We start from the raw sequence: 24,669 nt of genomic DNA on the forward strand, positions 1-24,669 counted from the left end.
CCCCGCGCCCCGCCGCCTGGTCGCCCCCCGCCGGGAGGCGACCCCCGGCGGCACCCGGCCCGCCGCCCCCCTGGACGACGCCGAGCGCGCACGCCTGCTGCGCGGCGCGCACCACGACCCGCACGCCCTGCTGGGCGCCCACCATGTGCCCGGCGGCATCCTCTTCCGCGCCCTGCGCCCCTTCGCGCGCTCGGTGGCGGTCACCGCCAAAGGGCTCCGGGCGGAGCTGTTCGACGACGGGGACGGGCTGTTCTCCGGCGTCCTGCCGCTCAGCGAGATCCCCGACTACCGGCTCCTGGTCGTGTACGACACGGCCGACGACACCGAACTCCACGACCCGTACCGCTTCCTGCCCTCCCTCGGCGATCTCGACCTGCACCTGATCGGCGAGGGCCGGCACGAGGAGCTGTGGCGGGCGCTCGGCGCGCACCCGATGGTGCACGAGGGCGTGAGCGGCACCCGCTTCACGGTGTGGGCGCCCAATGCGCAAGGGGTGTGTGTGGCGGGCGACTTCAACTTCTGGGACGGCACCGCGCACCCCATGCGCTCGCTCGGCGCGACCGGCGTGTGGGAACTGTTCCTGCCGGGCGTCGGCGAGGGCGCGCTGTACAAGTTCCAGATCACCCGCCCCGACGGCTCGTACACGCTGCGCGCCGACCCCATGGCCCGGCGCACGGAGGCACCGCCCGCCACCGCGTCCGTCGTGCACGTCTCGCACCACCGCTGGCAGGACGACGCCTGGATGGAGCGCCGCGGCGAACGGCCCGTCCACGAGGCCCCGTTCTCCGTCTACGAGGTGCACCTGCCGTCCTGGCGCCCCGGCCTCGGCTACCGGCAGCTGGCCGAACAGCTCCCCGCGTACGTCCAGGACCTCGGGTTCACGCACGTGGAGCTGCTGCCCGTCGCGGAGCACCCCTTCGGCGGCTCGTGGGGCTACCAGGTCACCGGCTTCTACGCCCCGACCGCCCGCCTGGGCACGCCGGACGACTTCAAGTACCTGGTGGACGCCCTGCACCGGGCCGGCATCGGGGTGCTCGTCGACTGGGTGCCCGCGCACTTCCCCAAGGACGAGTGGGCGCTGGCCGCCTTCGACGGCCGCCCGCTGTACGAGCCGCAGGACCCGGTGCGGGCGGCCCATCCCGACTGGGGGACGCTGGAGTTCGACTACGGGCGCAAGGAGGTCCGCAACTTCCTGGTGGCGAACGCGGTCTACTGGTGCGAGGAGTTCCACGTCGACGGCCTGCGCGTGGACGCCGTCGCCTCGATGCTGTACCTCGACTACTCCCGCGGCCCGGGCCAGTGGACGCCGAACGTCCACGGCGGGCGGGAGAACCTCGACGCGGTCGCGTTCCTCCAGGAGATGAACGCGACGGTCTACCGCCGCTGCCCCGGCGTCGTCACCGTCGCCGAGGAGTCCACCGCCTGGGACGGCGTCACCCGCGCCACCCACCACACGGGCCCCGGCGGCTTCGGCGGCCTGGGCTTCGGCCTGAAGTGGAACATGGGCTGGATGCACGACTCCCTGCAGTACATGTCCAAGGAGCCGGTGCACCGGAAGTACCACCACGGCGAGATGACCTTCGCGATGGTGTACGCGTACAGCGAGAACTACGTACTGCCCATCTCGCACGACGAGGTGGTGCACGGCAAACGGTCGCTGGTGTCGAAGATGCCGGGCGACTGGTGGCAGCAGCGCGCCGACCACCGCGCGTTCCTGGGCTTCATGTGGGCACACCCCGGCAAGCAACTCCTCTTCATGGGCCAGGAGTTCGCCCAGGGCGCGGAGTGGTCGGAGAGCCACGGCCCGGACTGGTGGCTGCTGGACCCCTCGTACGCGGCCGAAGCCGACCACCGCGGCGTACGGGACCTGGTGCGCGACCTCAACGAGCGCTACACCGCCACGCCCGCGCTGTGGCAACGGGACACCGTGCCGGACGGCTTCGAGTGGATCGACGGCGACGCGGCCGAGGACAACGTCCTCGCCTTCCTCCGCTACGACGCGGAGCGCTCGCCGCTGCTGGCGGTCTGCAACTTCTCCCCCGTCGTCCGGCAGGGCTACCGGCTGGGCGTGCCGCCCGGGCATGCGACGTGGGAGGAGATCCTCAACACGGACGAGACACGGTACGGCGGGAGCGGGGTCGTCAACCCCGACCCGGTGAAGACGGAGTCCGTGCAGAGCCATGGGCGGCCGGTGAGCGTGACGGTGACGCTGCCACCACTGGGGACGGTGTGGTTCAGGCCGGGGTGAGCCCTGGCCGGCCCCCGCCCCCACGCGAGCCCTTGCCCCCGGGGCCTTTCACCCGTTCGGGCGTACGCTCGCACCGGGCCGTCGACTGCGAACCGCCCAGCCGGACCCTCCCGCCCCATCCCTCCCGAATCGCGCCCCGTCGGTCGCCGGACCACACTTGCCGTCCCTGGCCGCTCGACCCGAAGGGAGCAGAGCGATGCGATTCAATCGATCACTTGCCGTCACCGCGGCCGCCGTGTGCGGCGCGCTCGCGCTCGGCGCAGGACCGGCCGTTGCCGCCACGGCGGCACCGGCAGCACCCGCCACCGTGGCGAACGACCCCTGGCCGCCCGGCACCGGTGACGACGACGACCAGTCGGGTCTCGGCGACGATGCCCTGGACCAGTTCCTGGCCCAGTACCTCGATGTCGACGGCGCCATCGCGAGCGCCCTGACAGGCTGAACGGCCGTTGCCGGGCCGGAACTTCGGCCCGGCAGCAACCGTCAGCGCGCTGCGCCCGCGCCCCCGACGCTGCCGATCGTCAAGCGCCGGGGGTCCATGGACGGAAATCCTCATTCCGCCCGCGTGCCGGCGAGGATTTCCGCCGGCGGAGTACGGGGCTCCGGTGCGGTCGGCACCGTCTGCTCCGTCAGCACCCCCTCGTCGAACGGCAGCCTCCCCGCCAGCACTTCGCGGCACCGGTCCCCGTCGATCTCCTTCATCCAGGTGCCGATCAGCACCGTCGCCACCGCGTTCCCCGCAAAATTCGTCATCGCCCGGGCCTCGCTCATGAAACGGTCGATGCCGACGATCAGGCCGACGCCGTCCACCAGGTCGGGGCGGTGCGACTGAAGGCCGCCCGCCAGCGTCGCCAGGCCCGCGCCCGTCACGCCCGCCGCGCCCTTCGAGGCGATCATCATGAAGAGGAGCAGCGACGCCTGCTGGGCCAGTGACAGCGGCTTGCCCATCGCCTCCGCCACGAACAGCGACGACATCGTCAGATAGATGGCCGTGCCGTCCAGGTTGAAGGAGTAGCCCGTCGGGACGGTGATGCCGACGACCGGGCGGCTCACGCCCAGGTGTTCCATCTTGGCGATCAGGCGCGGGAGTGCCGACTCCGAGGAGGACGTGGAGAGGATCAGGAGGAATTCCCTGCCCAGGTACTTCAGGAGCGCGAGCACGTTCACCCCTGCCACCACGCGCAGCAGTGCTCCCAGCACCACCACCACGAACAGCACGCATGTCACATAGAAGCCGATCATGATGACGGCCAGGGACTTCAGCGCATCCACGCCCGTCGCCCCGACCACCGCCGCGATCGCCCCGAACGCGCCCACGGGAGCAGCCCACATGATCATCGCCAGCACCCGGAACACCAGCTTCTGCAGATGGCCGATGCCCCGGAGCACCGGCTCGCCGCTCGCGCCCATCGCCTGCAGGGCGAAGCCCGTCAGCAGCGCCACCAGCAGCGTCTGGAGCACCTCGCCGCCGGTGAAGGCGGACACCAGCGTGGTGGGGATGATGCCCAGCACGAAGTCCGCCGTCGACTCGCTCGCCCCCTTGGCCTGCGCCGCCCCCGCGTGCCGCAGGCTCTCGGTCAGGTGCAGGCCGCTGCCCGGCTCCAGGAAGTTGCCGACCAGGAGGCCGATCGCCAGCGCGATCGTGGACATCACCACGAAGTAGCCCAGCGCCAGGCCGCCCACCGCTCCGACCTTCGCCGCCTTCCGTACCGAGCCGATGCCCAGCACGATCGTGCAGAAGATGACGGGCGAGATCATCATCTTGATCAGGTTCACGAAGCCCGTGCCCAGCGGCTTGAGCTGGACGGCCACGCCGGGTGCGGCGAAGCCGAGGACGATGCCCGCGAGCACCGCCGCGATCACCGCGAGGTAGAGGTAGTGGGTACGGTCCCGGCGGCGTCCGGGGGTGTCCGGCGCCGGTGTCCGCGCTGCCATGGCCATGGGGGGTCTCCTCGCCGTCGAGGTCGTGCTCGGTACGTGCCCCGCTCCCGCACGAGAGGGGCACCGCGAACTATGCATCCCCATGTGACCGTGGTCACGCTTCCGTGCATTACGTTCATGAAGGCACCAGCGGGCAGAATTCCGGCCATGCGCAAACCCCGCATACGGCGCCCCCGCAGTCTGGCGGGTCAGCTGTTCGCCATGCAGATCGTGCTGGTCGTCCTGGTGGTGGCCGGATGCGCCGCGTTCGCCTACGTCTCCGACCACAACGAGGCCCAGGAGGCCGCCCGCCGCGAGGCCACGGCCGCGGCCACGGCCGTCGCGGCCTCGCCCGCCGTACGCTCGGCCGTACGGTCGCCGGATCCGGCGGCCGTCCTCCAGCCGTATGCGGAGCAGGTCCGGCACGAGACGGACGTCGACTTCGTCACGATCATGAGCCCCGGCGGCATCCGCTGGACGCACCCCGACCCCACCCGCATCGGCGAACGCTTCCTCGGCCACACCGGGCCGGCGCTGCAGGGGCGGACGTTCTCCGAGACGTACACGGGGACCCTCGGCCCGTCCGTGCGCGCCGTCACGCCCGTGCGGGACCCCGACGGCACGGTCACCGCGCTCGTCGCCGCGGGCATCACCGTCGACGCGATCAGCGCGCAGGTGCGCCACCAGGTCATGGCCCTGACGGCGGTCGCCCTGCTCGTGCTGCTCCTCGGCGGTCTCGGGACGTACCTGCTCAACGGGCGGCTGCGGCGGCACACGCACGGCATGAACGCCACCGAGCTCAGCCACATGCACGACTACCACCAGGCCGCGCTGCACGCGGTGCGCGAGGGCCTGCTCATGCTCGACGGGCAGCAGCGCATCGCGCTCGTCAACGACGGCGGGCGCGAACTGCTGGGCCTGCAGGGCGACTGCATCCACCGCCACGTCGGCGAGCTCGGGCTGCCCGCGTCCCTCACCGAGGCACTGCTCGCCCCCGGCCCGCGCGTCGACGAGGTGCACCTGACCGCGGACCGCACGGTCGTCCTCAACACCTCGCCGGTGTCGAGCGGCGAGCGGCGCGGCACCGTCGTCACCCTGCGGGATCACACGGAACTCCAGGCGCTGTCCGGAGAGTTGGACTCCGTGCGCGGTTTCGCCGAGGCACTGCGCTCGCAGGCGCACGAGGCCGCGAACCGGCTGCACGCCGTGGTCTCGCTCATCGAACTCGGCCGCGCCGACGAGGCGGTGGAGTTCGCCACCGCCGAACTGGAGCTCGCCCAGGCCCTGACCGACCGCGTCGTCGAGGCCGTGGCCGAGCCCGTGCTCGCCGCGCTGCTGCTCGGCAAGGCCGCCCAGGCCAACGAGCACGGCGTGGAGCTGGTGATGACGCCGGACACCCGGATCGACGACGGGCTGCTCCCGGCCGGGCTGCCCGCCCGCGATCTCGTGACCGTCCTCGGCAACCTGATCGACAACGCTGTCGACGCCGCCCGCGACGTCCGCGGGACCGGCCAGGTCACCGTCACCGTGCGGGCCGACGCACAGGCGGGCGAACTGCTGCTGCGCGTCGGCGACTCGGGGCCGGGCGTGGCCCCCGAGGCCGTGGACGAGGTCTTCCGGCGCGGCTGGTCCACCAAGGCGCCGGCGGGGGCGGACCGCGGCGGCGCCCACGGCCGCGGGCTCGGGCTCGCCCTCGTCCAGCAGGCCGCCCGCCGCAACGGCGGCACGGTCGGGCTCGGCCGGTCCCCGTCCGGCGGCGCCGAGTTCACCGTCCGGCTGCCGCTGCGCCCGGCCGACCGCACCCGGAACGACACCGCCGCAGACGACCCCACAGGAGCACGCGCATGAGCACAGCCCAGCCGACCCCGAGCGCCGCGCCCGTCCCGCCCGGCCCCGCCATCAAGGTCCTCGTCGTCGAGGACGACCCCGTCGCCGCGGACGCGCACGCGCTCTACGTGAGCCGGGTGCCCGGCTTCTGCGTGGCCGGCGTGGTGCACTCGCGGAACGACGCCTCGCAGTTCCTCAAACGCACGGCCGTCGACCTGCTGCTCCTCGACCTCTACCTGCCGGACGGGCACGGCCTCCAGCTGGTCCGCTCGCTGCGCAGCGCGGGGCACGGGGCGGACGTCATAGCCGTGACGTCCGCCCGCGATCTGGCCGTGGTCCGGGAGGGCGTCTCGCTGGGGGTCGTGCAGTACGTGCTCAAGCCGTTCACCTTCGCCACGCTGCGGGAACGGCTCGGCCGGTACGCGGAGTTCCGTGCGGCCGTGGGCGAGGCGAGCGGGCAGGAGGAGGTGGACCGCGCGCTGGCGGTGCTGCGCGCCCCGCAGCCCACCGCGCTCCCCAAGGGCCTCTCCACGGACACGCTGAACACGGTCACCGAGGCGCTGCGGAACGCCGCCGCCGAGGGCATCTCCGCGGGGGCGGTCGCCGAGGCGGTGGGCACCTCGCGGATCACGGCGCGCCGCTATCTGGAGTACCTGGTGGAATCCGGGCGCGCGGCCCGCACACCGCAATACGGGCAGGTCGGACGCCCGGAGCTGCTGTACCGGTGGCTGAGCCGGGGCTGACCGGTGCGTGCGCGGGGGCGCGGAAGGGAACGTACGTCCTCAGACCGGACTCGGAGTCGAATGCCGGTCGGACGTCAGCCGGACGTCAGGAGGTCCTGCCGTGCGCCCCACCGCCCCCGTACTCATCGCCGTCACCATCGTCCTCGGCACGCTGCCCGCCTGCGGGGGTGATGCCAACGGCAGCCCGGACACGGTGAAGATCGCCTATCAGCGCACCACGGACAGCAAGGTGCGGACGATGGACGACTTTCTGGCCAGGGTGAAGAAGCAGTTCGAGCGGGACCACCCGGGCAAGCACCTCGAACCGGTGCCGGTCCAGGCGGCCCAGGAGGACTACTACGCCAAGATCCAGCAGATGATGCGGTCCGCGAAGACCGCGCCGGACCTGGTCCACGAGGACACCTTCCTCATCAACTCCGACATCAAGGCCGGCTATCTGAGACCGCTGGACGACAAGCTGGCCGGCTGGAAGGACTGGAGCCGCTTCGTCCCGACGGCGAAGGCGGCCGCCCGGGCCGAGGACGGGAAGACGTACGGCGTCCCGGACGGGACGGACACCCGGGGCCTGTGGTTCAACAAGGAGATCTTCGCCCGGGCCGGGCTGCCCGCGGACTGGCAGCCGCGCACCTGGCAGGACGTCCTCGACGCGGCCCGCACGGTCAAGCGCAAGGTTCCCGGCGTCATCCCGCTCAACGTCTACACGGGCAAGGCCGCCGGCGAGTACGCCACCATGCAAGGCTTCGAGATGCTGCTGTACGGGACGGGCGCGGATCCGCTCTACAAGCCGGCGGAGCGGAAGTGGGTCACCGGCGGCAAGGGCTTCCGTGACGCGCTGGAGTTCGTGCGCACGGTCTACGCGGAGAAGCTCGGGCCCGACCCGTCGGATGCGCTCGACCCCAATATCGACTCCCGGGTGGCCTCCGACTTCCTGCCCTCGGGGAAGCTCGCGATCGACCTGGACGGCTCATGGCTCGGCAAGAACTGGCAGCCGGGCAGCGGCCATCCGTGGCCGCAGTGGCCGAAGGTGATGGGACAGGCGGCCTTCCCCACGCAGAACGGGCAGGCCCCGGGCAGGGTCAGCCTCTCCGGGGGCTGGACCTGGGCGATCAGCGCCAAGTCCCGCAAGGCGGACCTGGCGTGGCAGGCGATCGAGGAACTGCAGAGCATGGCCAACGCGACCGAGTGGACGGTGCGGGACGGCCAGATCGCAGTGCGCACGGACGTCGCCGCGGACCCGAAGTACCTCGCATCGCTGCCGGGCATCGGCTTCTTCACGGGGCTCGTCCCCGCCACGCACTACCGTCCGGCCCTGCCCGTCTATCCGCAGGTCTCCAGCGCGATCCGGGACGCGATGGAGTCCGTCACGACGGGGGACGCCACGGCGGCGGTGGCGGCGCAGCGCTATGACGGCGCGCTGAAGTCGATCGCCGGGCGGTGAGGGCGGTGCCCGGATCGCGTACCGCGCGCTGGCTGCCCCTCGCGCCGGCGACCACACTGCTGCTGCTCTTCCTCGCCGGGCCCATCGCCTACTGCGTGTACCTCGCCTTCACGGACATGCAGCTCACCGGTCAGGCGTCGGCCTCCTTCGTCGGCTTCGCCAACTTCCGCCGGGCGTTCGGGGATCCGGACTTCCGCAATGCGGTGGGGATGACGCTGGTCTTCACCGTGGTCTCGTCGCTCGTGGGCCAGAACAGCCTGGGCTTCGCGCTGGCGGCGCTGATGCGGCGCGCCTCGAAGGCGGTGCGGACGGCCGTGGGCACGGTGGTGGTCGCGGCGTGGGTGCTGCCGGAGATCGTGGCGGCCTTCCTGCTGTACACGTTCTTCAACCGGCGCGGCACGCTCGACGCCATTCTGGACTGGCTCCATCTGCCCACGCAGAACTGGCTGTTCACGCTGCCGATCCTGGCGGTGTCGTTCGCGAACGTGTGGCGCGGCACGGCCTTCTCCATGCTGGTGTACGCGGCGGCGCTGGACGGCATCCCGCAGGACGTGACGGAGGCGGCGGAGGTCGACGGCGCGCGGGGCCTGCGCCGCTTCTGGCACGTCACGCTGCCGATGATCCGGCGGTCGGTCGGGACGAACCTGATGCTCAACACCCTGCAGACGCTGTCGGTGTTCGGCCTGATCTGGGCGATGACACGCGGGGGCCCGGGCAACCGGAGCGAGACGCTGCCGGTGTTCATGTACGACCAGGCCTTCCTGAAGGCACTGATCGGGTACGGGACGGCGGTGGCGCTGCTGTTGCTGCTGGTGGGGGCGGGGTTCTCGCTGGTGTACCTGCGCCTGATGCGAGAGGAGATGTGAGGGGGGCGCCCCGCGAGGGGTGCGCCCCGTAAGGGGCGCGGGGCTGCGTACATATGCGGCTCCGCCGCGTGGGCGCGACCATGGGCCCCGTGAGGGGCGCGGGGAACTGCGCGACCAGCCCACGACGGCCCGCAGCCGACGCACTGCCCCGGGGCTCCGCCCCTCCCCGACGGGCGCCGCCCCAGTACTTACTGCGGCGGCTCCGGCTTGATGATCGCGAACGGGGCGCCGAACGGATCGGCCAGCCACCCCATCCGGCCGACGTCCGGGACGTCGGACGCCGGCATCAGGACCGAACCGCCGCTGCCCTGCGCCCTGGCGACGGTCTCGTCCACGTCGGCCACCGAGAAGTACGGGATCCAGCGCGTCTCCTCCGCGTCCCCCTGCAGCCCGGCGAGGCCGCCGAAGGACGCGTCCTGCTGGTCGCCCTCCCCGGTGGACAGCACCGTGTACGTCATGCCCGGCACGTCCATCGTCTGCGAGCGCCAGCCGAACACCGCCCGGTAGAAGTCGAAGGCGCCCTCCGGGTCCCCGGTGTGGAGCTCCGCCCAGCACAGGGCGTCGGACTCCGAGGCCTTCTCCAGGCCCTTGACGGCGGCCGGCTGCCAGACGGCGAAATCGGCCCCGCCCGGGTCGGTGAACTGGGCCATCCGCCCGGCCTCGAAGACGTCGAACGGGGCGCTGCGGACCCGCCCGCCGTGCTGCTCCACGGCCTTGGCCGTGGCGTCCGCGTCCGGCGTCCGGAAGTACACCGTCCATGCCGAGCTCGCGCCCTCCTCCGTGAGGGGACCGACCGCGCCGACGGTCTTGCCGTCCTTCTGAAAGAACCCGTAGCCACCCGACTCGGGGCCGGCCGACCGGAACTCCCAGCCGAAGACTGCGCCGTAGAAGGCGGCGGCCGCATCGATGTCCGGGCTGCCCAGGTCGAGCCAGTTCGGGGAGCCGGTGACGAAGTCTGTGGTGAGCATGACGGGTGCCCCTTCGACGGATTCGCGCCGGACTTCCCCGGCGCGATTCAGTCTGGCACCGGCCACTGACACGCGCGCGCCACTCAGCGGATCCGCCCGCCGGATCGCCATGTGCGGCGCACGGGGTGAGGATGGAAGGGCAGAGCCGTTCATGACGCCCGACTGCAGGAGGCAGACCATGACCACGGCCAAGGACATCATGCACCCCGGTGCTCACTGGATCACCAAGAGTGACACCCTTCAGCATGCCGCCCAGCTGATGCGCCAGCTCAACGTCGGCGCGCTGCCGGTCGGCGACGAGACCCACGACGAGCGGCTGTGCGGGATCATCACCGACCGCGACATCGTCGTGAAGTGCGTGGCCGAGGGCCGCGACCCGGCCGGCTGCAAGGCATCGGACGTCGTCGAGGGCACCCCGCGCTGGATCGAGGCGGACGCCGACATCGAGGACGTCCTCCACGAGATGGAGAGCCACCGCATCCGGCGACTGCCGGTCATCGAGAACAAGCGCATGGTCGGCATGATCAGCGAAGCCGATCTGGCCCGGCACCTGCCGGACAACCAGCTCGCCGAGTTCGCCGGCCACATCTACTCGCCGGCCCCGGTCAAGCAGTGAGCCCGGCCGGGCGCGGGACGTGACGCCGCCGGCGACCGGCCTCACTGACACCGAGGCTGCCGCGGGCGGGGACGCCGCGCTATCCTCCGAGCGCCGCACGCGCACGGAGGTGGCCGTCATGCCCTCGCTCTCCGCCCGTCGCACCCGTCAACGGCTCGCCGCGGACGCCGCGTTGCTCGTGGTGGCGGCAGCCTTCGCCGTTCCCCTGGTGTGGCTGCTGAGCGCCTCCGTGGACGGCGCGGCGGGGCTGCGCGTGCGCCTCCCGGCGTCCCCGACGGGGGACAACTTCGCGGCGGTGCTGACCGACGAGATCACCTTCACGCCCATGCTCAACAGCCTGCTGCTGTGCGGCGGGGCGACCCTGCTGACGGTGGTCTGCGCGGCGCTCGCCGCGTACCCGCTCTCCCGCTACCGCTCGCGGCTCACGCGCCCGTACCTCATGGGCGTGCTGTTCGCGACGTGCCTGCCGATGACGGCGATCATGGTGCCGGTCTACGGACTCTTCGTCCGCATCAACCTCATCGACACCGTCTACGGCACGGCGCTCTTCCTCGCCGCCGCCCAACTGCCCTTCGCCATCTGGCTGATGAAGAACTTCATGGACGGCGTCCCGACGGTCCTGGAGGAGGCCGCGTGGACGGACGGGGCGGGCAGGCTCCAGGCACTCGTACGCGTCATTCTGCCGCTCATGGGGCCCGGCCTCACGGTGGTGACTATCTACAGCTTCATCATGATGTGGGGCAATTTCTTCGTGCCCTTCATGCTGTTGCTGTCGCCCGGCAAACTGCCCGCGTCCGTCAGCATCTTCACGTTCTTCGGCACCTACGGACAGGTCGCCTACGGGCAGCTCGCGGCGTTCTCGATCCTCTACTCCACGCCCGTGGTGCTGCTGTACGCGCTCATCGCGCGCCGCCTCGGCGGCGGATTCGCGCTGGGTGGAGCCGTGAAGGGCTGATCCACCGGCCGCGTGCGGGGCACACGGCGTGCCCCGCCGTCCGGACCAGAACGGCGGGGCGCCACCACTTCGGATGACCGGCCCTGGGTTTCCCCCGTTCTCCCCCGTGCTGCCCAGGGCCGTCCGCATCCTTGGACCTGTCCCGAAACCACTGATGGGACCAGGCCCCGCCTTGACTGCGGACAACCATGAAGGTACTCACTGGGCCGTCCGTCAGCTATGCGGAAAACGCGGATCTCGGCCGGAGAACGCGGTCTTCCGCGGGGAGCCCCGATGAGTGAACCCGACGCAGACACCCACGACCCCGACCCCGGGGACGAACCCGACGACTCCGGCGGCAGCATGCGCACACTGGTGCGCGGCCAGAGCCTGGAGGAGACCCAGGCGATCATCAGCAGCGCCTACAGCCCGTACCGGCTCAGCGTGCTGGGCAACGCCGGCGCCTTCTCCGCGTGGTACGCCGAGGGCGGCTTCCCCGGCGTGATCCTCTCCGGGCTGCAGTACGGCGGGGCCGTGACGCTGGTGGACCCGCAGCCGCTCACCTCGTACCTGCTGGTCTGCCGGCTCAGCCACGGCAAGGTCAGAGTGGTCTCGCCGGGACGGGAGGAGCGGGTCGTCTCGGCCGGGGAGACCTATGTGCTCGACCCGTACCGCAAGTTCCAGGTGTACTGGGAGAGCGGGGCGCGGATGACGACGCTGCGGCTCTCGCGCGAGACGGTCGAGACGGCCGCCGGCCAGGCGCTCGGCACCGACGGGCCGGTCAGGGCCCGGTTCTCCCTCAACGGCGCCGTCTCGCCTGCGGCGGTGCGCAGTTGGGAGGGCATCTCCGCGGCCGTCCACCGCGAGGTGCTCGGCGAGGGCGTCGCCCGGCGCAGCCCGCTCGTGGCGGCGCAGCTGACGCAGGCGGCGGCCGCCATCCTCATGGAGACGCATGAGCTGATCACTCCCGGCGCGGACGTCCGCCGCACGGGCACCGTCGGGCACCCCGCGGTGCGCCGGGTGATGGCCCTGGCCCAGGAGCGGGCCGACGAGCCGCTGACGCTCGCGGACCTCGCCGCGGCGGCGCGGGTCAGCCCGCGCGCCCTTCAGGAGGCGTTCCGCCGCTACCTGGACACCACGCCGCTCGGCTACCTGCGCGAGGTCCGGCTGGCCCGGGCCCACGAGGAACTGGCCGCCGCACGGGGCGACGGCGGCGTCACGGTCTCGGACGTGGCCTTCCGCTGGGGCTTCTCCAACCTGGGCCGCTTCGCGGCGGCCTACCAGCAACGCTACGGGCACACGCCGTCGGCGACGTTACGGGCGTGAGCGCTCCGCGGGAGGTCGGTACGTCGTCTGCGGGTGCGTCGTGGCCGGTCGCGCAGTTCCCCGCGCCCCTTACGGGGCGCGTACAGGTGCGGTTTGCCAGCGCCCCGTAGGGGCGCTGGGGGCACCTCCCAGCGGTAGCTGGGGGAGGAACTGCGCGAGCAACCACGACGCACCCGCACATGCATCCCGAGGATGACCGCGTCCATCTCAGGGACTACGGAGTGACACCGCTCCCGCCCGAAAGTCCGACCCCGTATTCCGGTCGTACGGCTGAGGCCAGGGCGGCCCGGGACACAGAGGATGGAATCACCGATTCCCCCCTCCCCGAGGAGCCCCCCATGTCCCGCGCAACGGCCTTCCCTGTCCCTCCCGCCCCCGGCGGGACGGGCGGCGCCGTCGCCGCCCGTGCCACCGCCCTGAGCAAGGTCTACGGCCACGGCGAGACCCGGGTGGCCGCCCTGGACGCGGTCGACGTGGAGTTCCGCCGTGCCGAGTTCACGGCGATCATGGGCCCGTCGGGCTCCGGCAAGTCGACGCTGATGCACTGCATGGCCGGGCTCGACTCGATCTCCTCCGGCTCCGCCCGGATCGGCGAGGTCGAGCTGGGCACGCTGGACGACCGCCGGCTGACCCGGCTGCGCCGGGACAAGGTGGGCTTCGTCTTCCAGGCGTTCAACCTGCTGCCGACGCTGACGGCGCTGGAGAACATCACGCTGCCCCTGGCCATCGCGGGCCGCCGGCCCGACGCCGGGTGGGTGGAGCGGATCGTCGCGACGCTCGGCCTGTCCGGGCGGCTCGCGCACCGCCCGTCACAGCTCTCCGGCGGACAGCAGCAGCGCGTGGCCGTGGCCCGCGCGCTCGCCGCCAAGCCCGAGATCGTCTTCGCCGACGAGCCCACCGGCAACCTCGACTCCCGCTCCGGCACCGAACTGCTGGGCTTCCTGCAGGAGTCGGTGCGGGCGCTGGGCCAGACGGTCGTCATGGTCACCCACGACCCCGTCGCCGCCTCCTACGCGGACCGCGTCGTCTTCCTCGCCGACGGCCGCATCGTGGACGAGATGCGCGAGCCGACCGCCGGCGCGGTGCTCGACCGGATGAAGGCGTTCGAAGTCAACGGCCGTACGAACTGACCTCTGTTGCCGCCCGCCACCGCTCCCCACCTCCAGGACGACACACGCTGATGCTTCGTACCGCCCTGCGCAACGTCCTTGCGCACAAAGCCCGGCTGATGATGACCGCCCTCGCGGTCCTCCTCGGCACCGCCTTCGTCTCCGGCACGCTGATCTTCAGCGACACCGTCGAGGGCGCCTTCCGCAACAAGATGTCCAAGAGCCTCGACGACGTCGCCGTGCAGGTGACGGCGGGGCGCCCCGGCACCGACGCGCAGGACGACGGTGCGCTCGACTCCCGCGTGGTGGGCACCCTCCGCGCGCTGCCGGGCGTGGCCTCCGTGCGCCCGTCCGTCAGCGGCGTCGTCGTGGTCGCCGACAAGCACAACGACCCGGCCGGCAGCGACTGGGGCAGCACCGGCGCCAACTACGTGCCCGGCAAGGACGGCAAGGACAGCCGCTACCCGCTCGTGACGGGACGCGGCCCGGCCGCCGAGGGCGAGATCGCCCTGGACGCGAAGACCGCCGGCAAGGCCGGCGCCGAGGTGGGCGACACCGTGCGGCTGGCCGTCGACGGGCCGGTGCTGGGCAAGAAGCTGGTCGGCATCGTCGAGACCGACGATCCGCGGGTCACCTCCGGCGGCAGCCTCGCGCTGTTCGACACCGCAACCGCGCAGAAACTCCTCGGATCCAAGGGCCGGTTCAGCGAGCTCGTCGTGACCGCGAAGCCCGGCGCGGACCAGCAGCAGCTGACGGCGAAGGTGCGCGAGGTGCTGCCGAAGACCTTCGAGGTGCAGAGCGGTGCACAACTCGCGGCCGAGCAGTCGAAGATGATCGACCACGAGACCAGCTCGATCCGCAACACCTTCCTGGTGTTCGCCGGGATCTCCCTGTTCGTCGGCGTGTTCATCATCGCCAACACCTTCACCATGCTCATCGCCCAGCGCAGCCGGGAGATCGCCCTGCTGCGGGCCGTCGGCGCCTCGCGCCGCCAGGTGGTGCGCTCGGTCCTGGCCGAGGCCGCGGTCCTGGGCCTGGTCGCCTCCGCCGGAGGCTTCGCCCTGGGGCTCGGCATAGCCGTCGGCCTGCCGCGGCTGCTGAAGGCGACCGGTGCGGAACTGCCGGACGGACCGCTGGTGGTCGAGCCCTCCGTCGTGCTGACCGCGCTCGCGGTGGGCGTCGTGGTGACCGTCCTGGCCGCGTGGCTGCCGTCGCGCAAGGCCGCGAAGATCGCCCCGGTCGAGGCGCTGGCGAGCGTGGACCAGGCCCCTGCGACACGCAGCCTGGTCGTCCGCAACTCCCTGGGCGCGGCGCTGACTTCGCTGGGCGTGGCCCTGATGCTGTACGTCACCACGCTGCGCGACAGCGGCGGTCTGACGGTCGCCATGGCGGGCTCCGCGCTGACCCTCGCGGGCGTCATCGTCCTGGCGCCGCTGCTCTCCCGCCCGTTCGTGCACCTCTTCGGCAAGGCGGCGACGCGGTTCTCGGGCGTGAGCGGCAAGCTCGCCAAGGAGAACGCGCTGCGCAACCCGCGCCGCACGGCCGCCACGGCCTCGGCGCTGATGATCGGCCTCACCCTGATCACCGGCCTGACCGTGGGCGCGGTCTCCGCGAACCAGGGCATGGACAAGAAGGGCCCGCAGCAGCTGACCGCCGACTTCAAGGTCAAGTCGGCGAGCTACCTGGGCCTTTCGCCCGAGGTCGGCAAGGAGGTGGCGAAGCAGCCCGGGGTGGCCGCGGCCGTCCCGCTGCGCTCGACGGGCTTCCAGTCGGAGGAGAAGCCGGCGCTGGCGACGGCGGCGGACGCGACGCGGATCGGCAAGGTGGCGGACGTGCGCGTCACGGCCGGCTCGCTGTCCGGTGTGCAGGGCACGGGCGCGGTGGCCGTGTCGGCGAAGTTCGCCGAGGAGCATGCGCTGACGGTCGGTTCGGCGGTGCGGATGTCGTTCTACGACGGCAAGAAGGCGGCCCCGAAGGTGGCCGCGGTGTACGCGGACAACGACGTGCTGGGCGAAGTCCTCACGGCCCCCGCCCTGATCGACCCGCACCTGGAGCGCGTCCGCGACGACGAGGTCCTGGTGAAGGCGGCGCCCGGGCAGGCGGCCGGCCTGCCGGGCAGGATCAAGGAGGCCCTGGGCGGCAACCCGCTCATCAAGGTCGAGACCCCCGAGGACCTGCGGCGCCAGGCGTCCGGGAACATCGACCCGATCCTCAATCTGTCCTACGGGCTGCTGGGCATGGCCGTCCTCATCGCGGTCATCGGCGTGGTCAACACCCTTGCCATGTCGGTGTTCGAGCGCACCCGTGAGATCGGCATGCTGCGCGCGATCGGCATGGCCCGCCGCGAGGTGAAGCAGATGGTGCGCCTGGAGTCCGTGATGATCGCGATGTTCGGCGCGGTCCTGGGCGTCGGCGTCGGCATCTTCCTCGCCTGGTCGGGCGGCCACCTGCTGCGCTCGTCCTTCCCCCAGTACGAGATGACGGTCCCGTGGGCCCGCATCGGCATCTTCCTGCTCCTGGCCCTGGCGGTGGGCGTCCTGGCGGCGGTCTGGCCGGCGAGGCGAGCAGCAAGGCTGAACATGCTGGAGTCGATCGGGGCACAGTAGCCCCCAAAGCCCTCGGGCCCCGGCCGAAATGGCCGGGGCCCGAGGGCTTTGGGGCTGCGCCCCGAAGGGGCGCGGGGAACTGCGCGACCAGCCACAAACGACCCGCAGCCGGCAGCCGGGCTCAGCCCTAGAAGACGGACTCCGCCTCATCCATCCGGCTCGCCGGCACCCGCTTCAGCTCGGTGACCGCGTCGGCGATCGGCACCATCCGGATATCGGTCCCCTTGAGGGCCGTCATCTTGCCGAACTCCCCGCGGTGCGCAGCCTCGACGGCATGCCAGCCGAACCGCGTGGCGAGCACCCGGTCGTACGCGGTCGGCGTGCCACCGCGCTGGACGTGGCCCAGGATGACCGGCCGGGCCTCCTTGCCGAGCCGCTTCTCCAGCTCGGCGGCCAGCTTGGTGCCGATGCCGGCGAAGCGCTCGTGGCCGAACTGGTCTATGGCGCCCTTGGCGTAGTCCATGGAACCCTCGGCCGGGTGCGCGCCCTCGGCGACGCAGATGACGGCGAACTTCTTGCCGCGGGCGAAGCGCTCCTCCACCATCGAGACGAGGTCGGCGGGGTCGAAGGGCCGCTCCGGCAGGCAGATGCCGTGGGCGCCGCCGGCCATGCCGGACTCCAGGGCGATCCAGCCGGCGTGCCGGCCCATGACCTCGACGACCATCACGCGCTGGTGCGACTCGGCGGTGGTCTTGAGACGGTCGATGGCCTCCGTCGCGACGCCGACGGCGGTGTCGAAGCCGAAGGTGCGGTCGGTGGAGGAGATGTCGTTGTCGATGGTCTTGGGAACGCCGACGACGGGCAGGCCCGCGTCCGAGAGCATCCGGGCGGCGGTCAGGGTGCCCTCGCCGCCGATGGGGATGAGGACGTCGATGCCGTACTCGCGGGCGAGTTCCTTGGAGCTCTCGCACGCCTCGCGCAGCCGGGCGCGCTCCAGGCGGGAGGAGCCGAGGATGGTGCCGCCGCGGGCCAGGATGCCGCTGACCGCGTCGAGGTCGAGTTTGCGGTGGCGTCCGTCGAGCAGGCCCTTGAAGCCGTCTTCGAAGCCGATGACCTCGTCGCCGTGGCCGACGACCGCGCGGTGCACGACCGAGCGGATGACAGCGTTCAGGCCGGGGCAGTCGCCGCCCGCGGTGAGGACTCCGATGCGCATCGTGCTGGTTCTCCTGCTCGCTACTGGTACCTGTGAGCCGCGCCGATTGTTTCACGGCCCGGCCGCTGCTGCCGCATTCCGTCATCCCGGGCCTGACGCGCGCCTTATCCACGGGCGCAGGTATTGTCAAGAGGGCAAGCCCACCTTAACGGGTTTATTTTCATGATCAGCAACACGGCGAAGCATCGAGACGCATCAAGGAGAGCACGCGTGACGCGCAGCGTGTACGTGACCGGGACCGACCGGGGCGACGGGCGCCAGGTCATCGAGCTGGGAGTCATGGAGCTCCTCACCCGCCAGGTGGACCGGGTGGGCGTCTTCCGCCCGCTGGTGCACGGCGACGGGCCGGACCGGCTCTTCGAACTGCTGCGGACCCGCTACCGGCTCGACCAGTCGCCGGAGACCGTCTACGGCCTGAGCTACGCCGAGGCCTCCGCCCTGCAGGCCGAGCGCGGCACGGACGAGCTGGTCTCGTCCCTCGTCGAGCGCTTCCACGCCGTGGCCCGCCGGTACGACTTCGTGCTCGTGCTCGGCACCGACTACGCGGGCTCCCAGCTCCCCGACGAGCTGGCCCTCAACGCCCGGCTGGCCAACGAGTTCGGCGCCTCCGTCATCACGGTCGTCGGCGGCCAGCAGCAGTCGGCCGAGTCGGTGCGCGCCGAGGCCCGCAACGCCTACCGCGCCTACGCGACCCTGGGCTGCGACGTCGTCGCCCTCGTCGTCAACCGGGTCGCCCCCGCCGACCGCGAGGCCGTCGCCGAGCAGCTCGCCGGGAGCCTGCCGGTGCCGTGCTTCGCGCTTCCCGAGGAGGCCTCGCTCTCCGCCCCGACCGTGGCGCAGATCGTGCGGACGCTGGGCGCCGAGGTGCTGCTGGGCGACGCGGCCGGACTGGACCGCGACGCCCGCGACTTCGTCTTCGGCGGCGCGATGCTCCCGGTCTTCCTGCCGGCCCTGACCGAAGGCTGCCTCGTCGTCACCCCCGGCGACCGCGTGGACCTGATCGTCGGCGCCCTCGCCGCGCACAGCGCCGGCGCCCCCACCATCGCGGGCGTGCTGCTGACGCTGGACGAGCGCCCCGGCCCGGACATCCTCGCCCTGGCCGGCCGGCTGGCCCCGGGCACCCCGGTGATCTCCGTGCCGGGCGGCTCCTTCCCGACCGCGGCCGAACTGTTCTCCATCGAGGGCAAGCTGGGCGCCGAGTCGCCGCGCAAGGCCGAGACCGCGCTCGGCCTCTTCGAACGGCACGTGGACACCGCCGCGCTGGCGAACCGTATCTCCGTCGCCGGCTCCGGCCGCGTCACGCCGATGATGTTCGAACACACCCTCATCGAGCGCTCCCGCTCCGCCCGCCGCCGCGTGGTGCTGCCCGAGGGCACCGAGGACCGTGTGCTGCGCGCCGCCGACGTGCTGCTGCGCCGCGACGTCTGCGACCTCACCCTGCTGGGCGAGGAGGACGCCGTCCGCAAGCGCGCCGCCGAGCTCGGCATCGACCTGGGCGGGGCGCAGGTCATCGACCCGCAGACCTCCCCGCTGCGCGAGCGCTTCGCCGAGATCTACGCCAAGGCCCGGGCCCACAAGGGCATGACCGTGGAGCTGGCGCACGACGTGGTCGCCGACGTCTCCTACTTCGGCACCCTGATGGTCCAGGAGGGCCTGGCCGACGGCATGGTCTCCGGCGCGGTGCACTCCACCGCCGCCACCATCCGCCCCGCCTTCGAGATCATCAAGACGGCGCCGGGCGCCCAGATCGTCTCCTCGGTCTTCTTCATGTGCCTGGCCGACCGGGTCCTGGTCTACGGCGACTGCGCGGTCAACCCCGACCCGAACGCCGAGCAGCTGGCGGACATCGCCATCCAGTCCGCCGCCACCGCCACCCAGTTCGGCGTGGAGCCGCGGATCGCGATGCTCTCGTACTCCACCGGAACCTCCGGCTCCGGCGCGGACGTCGACAAGGTCCGCCGGGCCACCGAGCTCGTCCGCGAGCGCCGTCCCGACCTGCTGGTCGAGGGCCCGATCCAGTACGACGCCGCCGTGGACGCCAAGGTCGCCGCGACCAAGCTCCCCGGCTCCGAGGTCGCCGGCAAGGCCACGGTGCTGGTCTTCCCCGACCTCAACACCGGCAACAACACCTACAAGGCCGTGCAGCGGTCGGCCGGTGCGGTCGCGGTCGGCCCGGTGCTGCAGGGTCTGCGCAAGCCCGTCAACGACCTCTCCCGCGGCGCGCTGGTGCAGGACATCGTGAACACCGTCGCGATCACCGCCATCCAGGCGCAGGGCGAGCAGCCCAGCGAGCGCACCGAGCCCTGATGCGGCCGCCGGGGCCGGGGCGCGCAGCCCGGCCCCGGCACCGTCCGAGCCCTCACCAACCCCACACGGAAAGCCCCTCAGCCCTTCATGACTGCCAACGCCACCCGGGTCCTCGTCCTCAACTCCGGCTCCTCGTCCGTCAAGTACCAGCTGCTCGACATGGCCGACGGAGCCCGGCTGGCCGTCGGCCTCGTCGAGCGCATCGGCGAGCAGACCTCGCGGCTCGCGCACACCCCGCTGGCGACCGGCGGCGCCAAGCGCGAGACCGAGGGCCCGATCGCCGACCACAAGGCCGCCCTGGAGGCCGTGGCCGCCGAGCTGGCCGCCGACGGACTCGGCCTGGACTCCCCCGAGCTGGCCGCGATCGGCCACCGCGTCGTGCACGGCGGCAGCGAGTTCACCGAGCCGACCCTGATCACCGCCGAGGTGCTGCAGCACATCGAGGCCCTGATCCCGGTCGCCCCGCTGCACAACCCGGCCAACGTCACCGGCATCCGCACCGCGCAGGCGCTGCGCCCCGACCTGCCGCAGGTCGCGGTCTTCGACACCGCCTTCCACACGACCATGCCGGAGTCCGCGGCCCGCTACGCGATCGACACCGCGACCGCCGACGCGCACATGATCCGCCGCTACGGCTTCCACGGCACCTCGCATGCCTACGTCTCCCGCGAGACGGCGAAGCTGCTGGGCAAGGACCCGTCCGAGGTCAACGTGATCGTGCTGCACCTGGGCAACGGCGCCTCGGCCTCGGCCGTGCGCGGCGGCCGCTGCGTGGACACCTCCATGGGCCTGACCCCGCTGGAGGGCCTGGTCATGGGCACCCGCTCCGGTGACCTCGACCCGGCCGTGATCTTCCACCTGGCGCGGAACGCCGGGATGTCCGTCGACGAGATCGACTCGCTCCTCAACAAGAAGAGCGGTCTGATCGGACTGTGCGGCGACAACGACATGCGCGAGATCCGCCGGCGCATCGACGAGGGCGACGAGCAGGCGCGGCTCGCCTTCGACATCTACGTGCACCGGCTGAAGAAGTACATCGGCGCCTACTACGCGGTGCTCGGCAAGGTCGACGCCGTCGCCTTCACGGCGGGCGTGGGCGAGAACGCGGCGCCCGTGCGCGAGGCCGCCGTGGCGGGCCTGGAGGAGCTGGGCCTGGCCGTGGACCCCGTCCGCAACGCGGAGCGGTCCGGCGACGCCCGTCTGATCTCCACGGACGCGGCGCGGGTCGCGGTCGCCGTGGTCCCCACCGACGAGGAGCTGGAGATCGCCACTCAGGTGTACGCGCTGGTCAGCTCTTGATCACCACCTGTTCCTCGGTCGTTCCCACAGCTCGAATATTCCGCTCCGAAACAAACCGATAGGATCTGCCCCATGCGCCGTTCCAAAATCGTCTGCACCCTGGGCCCCGCCGTCGACTCCTTCGACCAGCTGAAGACGCTGATCGAGGCCGGTATGAACGTGGCCCGTTTCAACATGAGCCACGGGTCCCACGCGGAGCACGAGGAGCGGTACCACCGCCTCCGCAAGGCCTCCGAGGAGACCGGCCGCCCCGTCGGCGTGCTGGCCGACCTCCAGGGCCCGAAGATCCGTCTGGAGACCTTCGCGGACGGCCCCGTGGAGCTGGTGCGCGGCGACGAGTTCACCATCACCACCGAGGACGTCCCCGGCGACAGGACCATCTGCGGCACGACCTACAAGGGCCTGCCCGGTGACGTCGTCAAGGGCGACCAGGTCCTGATCAACGACGGCAACGTCGAGCTGCGGGTCACCGAGGTCGACGGCCCGCGTGTGAAGACGATCGTCATCGAGGGCGGCGTCATCTCCGACCACAAGGGCATCAACCTGCCCGGCGCGGCGGTGAACGTCCCGGCGCTGTCCGAGAAGGACGTCGAGGACCTGAAGTTCGCACTCGCGATGGGCTGCGACATGGTCGCGCTGTCCTTCGTCCGCGACGCCGCGGACGTCCGTGACGTCCACCGCGTCATGGACCAGGTCGGCCGCCGGGTCCCGGTCATCGCCAAGGTCGAGAAGCCGCAGGCCGTCGAGAACATGCACGAGGTCGTCATGGCCTTCGACGGTGTGATGGTGGCGCGCGGCGACCTGGCGGTGGAGTACCCGCTGGAGAAGGTCCCGATGGTGCAGAAGCGGCTCATCGAGATGTGCCGCCGCAACGCCAAGCCGGTGATCGTGGCGACCCAGATGATGGAGTCGATGATCACCAACTCGCGCCCCACGCGTGCCGAGGCGTCGGACGTCGCCAACGCGATCCTGGACGGCGCGGACGCGGTCATGCTGTCGGCGGAGTCCTCGGTCGGCGCCTACCCGATCGAGACCGTCAAGACGATGTCCCGCATCGTCGAGGCCGCGGAGCAGGAGCTGCTGTCGAAGGGCCTGCAGCCGCTGGTCCCCGGCAAGAAGCCGCGCACCCAGGGCGGTTCGGTCGCCCGCGCGGCCTGCGAGATCGCGGACTTCCTGGGCGGCAAGGCGCTCGTCGCCTTCACCAAGTCCGGTGACACGGCCCGCCGCCTGTCCCGCTACCGCACGGTCCAGCCGATCCTGGCCTTCACCACGGACGCCGCGACCCGCAACCAGCTGACCCTGAGCTGGGGCGTCGAGACCTATGTCGTGCCGCACGTGGACAACACGGACGCCATGGTCGACCTCGTCGACGCCGAGCTGCTGAAGCTCAAGCGCTACAACGAGGGCGACACGATGGTCATCACGGCGGGCTCCCCGCCCGGCGTGCCCGGCACGACCAACATGGTGCGGGTGCACCACCTGGGCGGCGAGAACCGGTAGGTTCTGCCTTTCGCAGGTCGTACGGACAGATGCGGCGGTGGCCGCCACTCCCCGGTGGGGGTGGCGGCCACCGCCGTTTTCCTGCTTTTACGAGTTGTACGAGTTTTACGAGTACGTGCCGTCGGTGAGGTACTGGTGCAGGTTCGGGATGTGCAGCGTCCCGCCGAACTGCCCGGCCTGGCGGAGCTTCACATGGGTGAAGAAGATCGGGATGGGCAGCTTCAGTCCCGGGATCATCGGGGGCAGGCTGGTCGGCGACTGGGTCGACGGGATCAGCCCGAGCAGGTTGCCCTTCAACTCCTCGGTGTACAGGGTCACCTTGCCGCCGGTGACCGTGGAGTTCGTCCCTATGCCGGCGACGTGGTACTCCTTGCCCCCGCTGTTGACGATCTGGTGCAGGTCCTTGATCGCGATCGAGTCGGCGGTGAACTTGAGGACCGGCTTCGGCTGCCCGTTCACCATGGTGATCTTCTTGACGCCCTCGTAGGTCAGCCCGTTGAGGGTGAGCATGCTCGCTTCCAGGTACCAGGGCTGGTTCGGGAAGGCGTGGTGCTCGTTCTCGTCGACGACGTTGCCCTTGGGGCAGGGGGGCAGGCCGGTACCCGAAGGGTCGGGGGTCGGGCTCGCGGTCACGCTCGCGCTCGGGGACGGGCTGGCAGAGGCGGACGGCGCCGCGGCGGCGGGCTTGTCCGCCGCCGGATGTCCGGAGGGCGAGGGGCTCGTGCTCGGCGAGGGTGAAGCCGACGGCGACGCGGAAGCCGACACGGACGGAGACGCGGACGGCCTCGGCGCAGCCGGTACCGCCTTCTTGCCGCCCCCGTCGAGGATCTCGCCGAGCTTGGCGCCGAGGCCGAGCGGGTCGAGGGGGTTGAACGTCTTGGAGGGCGAGGCGGAGGGCGACGGGGAGGCGGACGGCGACGGCGAGGCCTCCGGGGGCGCGACGGGCTTGGCCGCACGCGGTGAACCGCCCTTGTCCGGAGAGGGCTTGGGAGAGGGAGACGGCGACGTCGCCGCACTCGGGCTCGCACCGGGGCTCGCGCTCGCACGCGCGTCGGCGCCGGGCGTGGCGGTCGGCGTGGCCGCCTCGTCCGCCGCCTGGTCGGGCGCGTTGGCGCACTGCGCGTCCCCGAAAGGCCGCGGCTCGGACGGCTTGGCCTGGGCCAGGGTGGGCGTCAGCCCCATCCCCATCAGCACCGCACTCGGCATGGCGACGAGGGCGACGGCCTTGCCGGCGGGCATGTGCAGGCGGGCGAGCAGCGGTTTGCGGGGCGCCGCATGGCGCGGGCCGGTTCTCGGCTCACCGGTCTCGTCAGTCGGCACGGGACGCCCCTTCGCCTTCGCCCGCGGCCGCCTCCGGAGTGCCCGGCATCCAGGAGACGCCGAGGCCGCCGCCGATCAGGGCGAGCAGGAAGCCCACGATGAAGGCCCCGAAGTTGGAGACGACGAGGGAGACCAGGGCGAGCAGGATCGCCGCGACGCCGGCGAACACCCGCGACTGCGGCTGGAACCACATGGTCAGGCCGAGCACGACCAGGAGCACCCCTATGATCAGCGAGCCCGCGCCGGCGGTCGTGGCCAGCCGGATGCTGAGGTCGCCCAGCGTCACCGTCTGGTACGGGATGTACATGATCGGGAACCCGGCGAGCAGCGTCAACAGCCCGCCCCAGAAGGGGCGTCGGCCCCGCCAGTCCCAGAACGAACGGCGGGTGCGGCCGAGAGTGTCCATCAGCCGTGGTCGCGTTTCGGCGCTCATGGTGTACAGCTCCTCGGGACTGGCGGATCGGTGGTACGTGAGCACAGCAGGGTACG

18 protein-coding genes and 1 pseudogene are annotated in these 24,669 nt (G+C 71.7%); 14 read left to right on the forward strand and 5 right to left on the reverse strand.

The window, feature by feature from the left end; all coding sequences use genetic code 11:
- The first annotated feature begins 16 nt into the window (after positions 1-16).
- Both glgB and HG542_RS30735 read left to right on the forward strand, forming a co-directional pair.
- Positions 17-2,248, forward strand: a complete 2,232-nt coding sequence (glgB, locus tag HG542_RS30730; RefSeq protein ID WP_171087288.1) for a 1,4-alpha-glucan branching enzyme — start codon at positions 17-19, stop codon at positions 2,246-2,248.
- 196 nt (positions 2,249-2,444) lie between these two features.
- The gene (locus HG542_RS30735; RefSeq protein ID WP_171087229.1) at positions 2,445-2,690 is read left to right on the forward strand and encodes a hypothetical protein; all 246 of its coding nucleotides are present in this window, start codon (positions 2,445-2,447) and stop codon (positions 2,688-2,690) included.
- Positions 2,691-2,800: 110 nt separating this feature from the next.
- Here HG542_RS30735 and HG542_RS30740 read toward each other — a convergent pair whose 3' ends face one another.
- Positions 2,801-4,183, reverse strand: coding sequence for a cation:dicarboxylate symporter family transporter (locus HG542_RS30740; protein ID WP_171087290.1), 1,383 nt, complete (start codon positions 4,181-4,183; stop codon positions 2,801-2,803).
- 153 nt (positions 4,184-4,336) lie between these two features.
- On the opposite strand from HG542_RS30740, the gene HG542_RS30745 reads away from it, so the two are divergent.
- The 4 genes from HG542_RS30745 to HG542_RS30760 all read left to right on the forward strand — a co-directional run bounded on the left by HG542_RS30745 (position 4,337) and on the right by HG542_RS30760 (position 9,042).
- Positions 4,337-6,016 carry a sensor histidine kinase gene (locus HG542_RS30745; protein WP_171087230.1) on the forward strand — a complete coding sequence of 560 codons (1,680 nt, stop codon included), beginning with the start codon at positions 4,337-4,339 and terminating at the stop codon, positions 6,014-6,016.
- Positions 6,013-6,738 (forward strand): response regulator, encoded by a 726-nt coding sequence (locus tag HG542_RS30750; protein WP_171087233.1) that lies wholly within the window; start codon positions 6,013-6,015, stop codon positions 6,736-6,738. Before HG542_RS30745 ends, HG542_RS30750 begins: the two co-directional genes overlap by 4 nt.
- A 100-nt stretch (positions 6,739-6,838) precedes the next feature.
- Complete coding sequence (locus HG542_RS30755) at positions 6,839-8,176, forward strand: extracellular solute-binding protein (RefSeq protein WP_171087235.1); 1,338 nt, start codon at positions 6,839-6,841, stop codon at positions 8,174-8,176.
- A gap of 5 nt (positions 8,177-8,181) precedes the next feature.
- On the forward strand, positions 8,182-9,042 hold the full coding sequence (locus HG542_RS30760) for a carbohydrate ABC transporter permease (RefSeq protein WP_373313090.1): 861 nt from the start codon (positions 8,182-8,184) through the stop codon (positions 9,040-9,042).
- A gap of 188 nt (positions 9,043-9,230) precedes the next feature.
- Here the strand turns inward: HG542_RS30760 and HG542_RS30765 are convergent, their stop codons facing one another.
- Complete coding sequence (locus HG542_RS30765) at positions 9,231-10,010, reverse strand: VOC family protein (RefSeq protein ID WP_171087239.1); 780 nt, start codon at positions 10,008-10,010, stop codon at positions 9,231-9,233.
- Between the two features lie 178 nt (positions 10,011-10,188).
- On the opposite strand from HG542_RS30765, the gene HG542_RS30770 reads away from it, so the two are divergent.
- The 5 genes from HG542_RS30770 (at position 10,189) to HG542_RS30790 (ending at position 16,601) form a co-directional block, all read left to right on the forward strand.
- Positions 10,189-10,626 (forward strand): CBS domain-containing protein, encoded by a 438-nt coding sequence (locus HG542_RS30770; protein WP_171087240.1) that lies wholly within the window; start codon positions 10,189-10,191, stop codon positions 10,624-10,626.
- A 118-nt stretch (positions 10,627-10,744) separates the two neighbouring features.
- Positions 10,745-11,581 (forward strand): carbohydrate ABC transporter permease, encoded by an 837-nt coding sequence (locus HG542_RS30775; protein ID WP_171087242.1) that lies wholly within the window; start codon positions 10,745-10,747, stop codon positions 11,579-11,581.
- Between the two features lie 273 nt (positions 11,582-11,854).
- Positions 11,855-12,886: an AraC family transcriptional regulator gene (locus HG542_RS30780; RefSeq protein WP_227725362.1), complete on the forward strand. Its 1,032-nt coding sequence runs from the start codon at positions 11,855-11,857 to the stop codon at positions 12,884-12,886.
- A gap of 338 nt (positions 12,887-13,224) precedes the next feature.
- Positions 13,225-14,016: an ABC transporter ATP-binding protein gene (locus HG542_RS30785; RefSeq protein ID WP_171087244.1), complete on the forward strand. Its 792-nt coding sequence runs from the start codon at positions 13,225-13,227 to the stop codon at positions 14,014-14,016.
- A gap of 50 nt (positions 14,017-14,066) precedes the next feature.
- Entirely contained in the window at positions 14,067-16,601 is a 2,535-nt protein-coding gene (locus HG542_RS30790; protein WP_171087246.1) for an ABC transporter permease, read from the forward strand.
- Between the two features lie 127 nt (positions 16,602-16,728).
- Here HG542_RS30790 and HG542_RS30795 read toward each other — a convergent pair whose 3' ends face one another.
- Positions 16,729-17,754, reverse strand: a complete 1,026-nt coding sequence (locus HG542_RS30795; RefSeq protein WP_171087248.1) for an ATP-dependent 6-phosphofructokinase — start codon at positions 17,752-17,754, stop codon at positions 16,729-16,731.
- Positions 17,755-17,964: 210 nt separating this feature from the next.
- On the opposite strand from HG542_RS30795, the gene pta reads away from it, so the two are divergent.
- From pta to pyk, 3 genes are all read left to right on the forward strand, one after another.
- Positions 17,965-20,061 carry a phosphate acetyltransferase gene (pta, locus tag HG542_RS30800; RefSeq protein WP_171087250.1) on the forward strand — a complete coding sequence of 699 codons (2,097 nt, stop codon included), beginning with the start codon at positions 17,965-17,967 and terminating at the stop codon, positions 20,059-20,061.
- 87 nt (positions 20,062-20,148) lie between these two features.
- Positions 20,149-21,360 carry an acetate kinase gene (locus HG542_RS30805; protein ID WP_171087252.1) on the forward strand — a complete coding sequence of 404 codons (1,212 nt, stop codon included), beginning with the start codon at positions 20,149-20,151 and terminating at the stop codon, positions 21,358-21,360.
- 72 nt (positions 21,361-21,432) lie between these two features.
- Positions 21,433-22,860 (forward strand): pyruvate kinase, encoded by a 1,428-nt coding sequence (pyk, locus tag HG542_RS30810; RefSeq protein WP_171087253.1) that lies wholly within the window; start codon positions 21,433-21,435, stop codon positions 22,858-22,860.
- A 105-nt stretch (positions 22,861-22,965) separates the two neighbouring features.
- On the opposite strand, the gene HG542_RS30815 is transcribed toward pyk, so the two are convergent.
- Both HG542_RS30815 and HG542_RS30820 read right to left on the reverse strand, forming a co-directional pair.
- Positions 22,966-24,180 (reverse strand): hypothetical protein, encoded by a 1,215-nt coding sequence (locus HG542_RS30815; RefSeq protein WP_171087255.1) that lies wholly within the window; start codon positions 24,178-24,180, stop codon positions 22,966-22,968.
- Positions 24,179-24,613, reverse strand: a pseudogene (locus tag HG542_RS30820) (DUF6114 domain-containing protein); the annotation flags it as partial. The gene HG542_RS30815 and the pseudogene HG542_RS30820, both read right to left, overlap by 2 nt.
- Positions 24,614-24,669 lie beyond the last annotated feature (56 nt).

The organism is Streptomyces morookaense, from assembly GCF_013030945.1.
In the GTDB taxonomy this organism is placed as follows: domain Bacteria; phylum Actinomycetota; class Actinomycetes; order Streptomycetales; family Streptomycetaceae; genus Streptomyces; species Streptomyces morookaensis.

What these genes read in the sequence shown, in the direction of transcription:
- HG542_RS30790 (WP_171087246.1), top strand. Translation starts at nt 14,067, where the DNA reads ATGCTTCGTACCGCCCTGCGCAACGTCCTTGCGCACAAAGCCCGGCTG.
- HG542_RS30775 (WP_171087242.1), top strand. Translation starts at nt 10,745, where the DNA reads ATGCCCTCGCTCTCCGCCCGTCGCACCCGTCAACGGCTCGCCGCGGAC.
- HG542_RS30780 (WP_227725362.1), top strand. Translation starts at nt 11,855, where the DNA reads ATGAGTGAACCCGACGCAGACACCCACGACCCCGACCCCGGGGACGAA.
- HG542_RS30745 (WP_171087230.1), top strand. Translation starts at nt 4,337, where the DNA reads ATGCGCAAACCCCGCATACGGCGCCCCCGCAGTCTGGCGGGTCAGCTG.
- HG542_RS30785 (WP_171087244.1), top strand. Translation starts at nt 13,225, where the DNA reads ATGTCCCGCGCAACGGCCTTCCCTGTCCCTCCCGCCCCCGGCGGGACG.
- HG542_RS30735 (WP_171087229.1), top strand. Translation starts at nt 2,445, where the DNA reads ATGCGATTCAATCGATCACTTGCCGTCACCGCGGCCGCCGTGTGCGGC.
- HG542_RS30770 (WP_171087240.1), top strand. Translation starts at nt 10,189, where the DNA reads ATGACCACGGCCAAGGACATCATGCACCCCGGTGCTCACTGGATCACC.
- HG542_RS30750 (WP_171087233.1), top strand. Translation starts at nt 6,013, where the DNA reads ATGAGCACAGCCCAGCCGACCCCGAGCGCCGCGCCCGTCCCGCCCGGC.
- HG542_RS30795 (WP_171087248.1), bottom strand. Translation starts at nt 17,754, where the DNA reads ATGCGCATCGGAGTCCTCACCGCGGGCGGCGACTGCCCCGGCCTGAAC.
- pyk (WP_171087253.1), top strand. Translation starts at nt 21,433, where the DNA reads ATGCGCCGTTCCAAAATCGTCTGCACCCTGGGCCCCGCCGTCGACTCC.
- HG542_RS30740 (WP_171087290.1), bottom strand. Translation starts at nt 4,183, where the DNA reads ATGGCAGCGCGGACACCGGCGCCGGACACCCCCGGACGCCGCCGGGAC.
- HG542_RS30805 (WP_171087252.1), top strand. Translation starts at nt 20,149, where the DNA reads ATGACTGCCAACGCCACCCGGGTCCTCGTCCTCAACTCCGGCTCCTCG.
- HG542_RS30765 (WP_171087239.1), bottom strand. Translation starts at nt 10,010, where the DNA reads ATGCTCACCACAGACTTCGTCACCGGCTCCCCGAACTGGCTCGACCTG.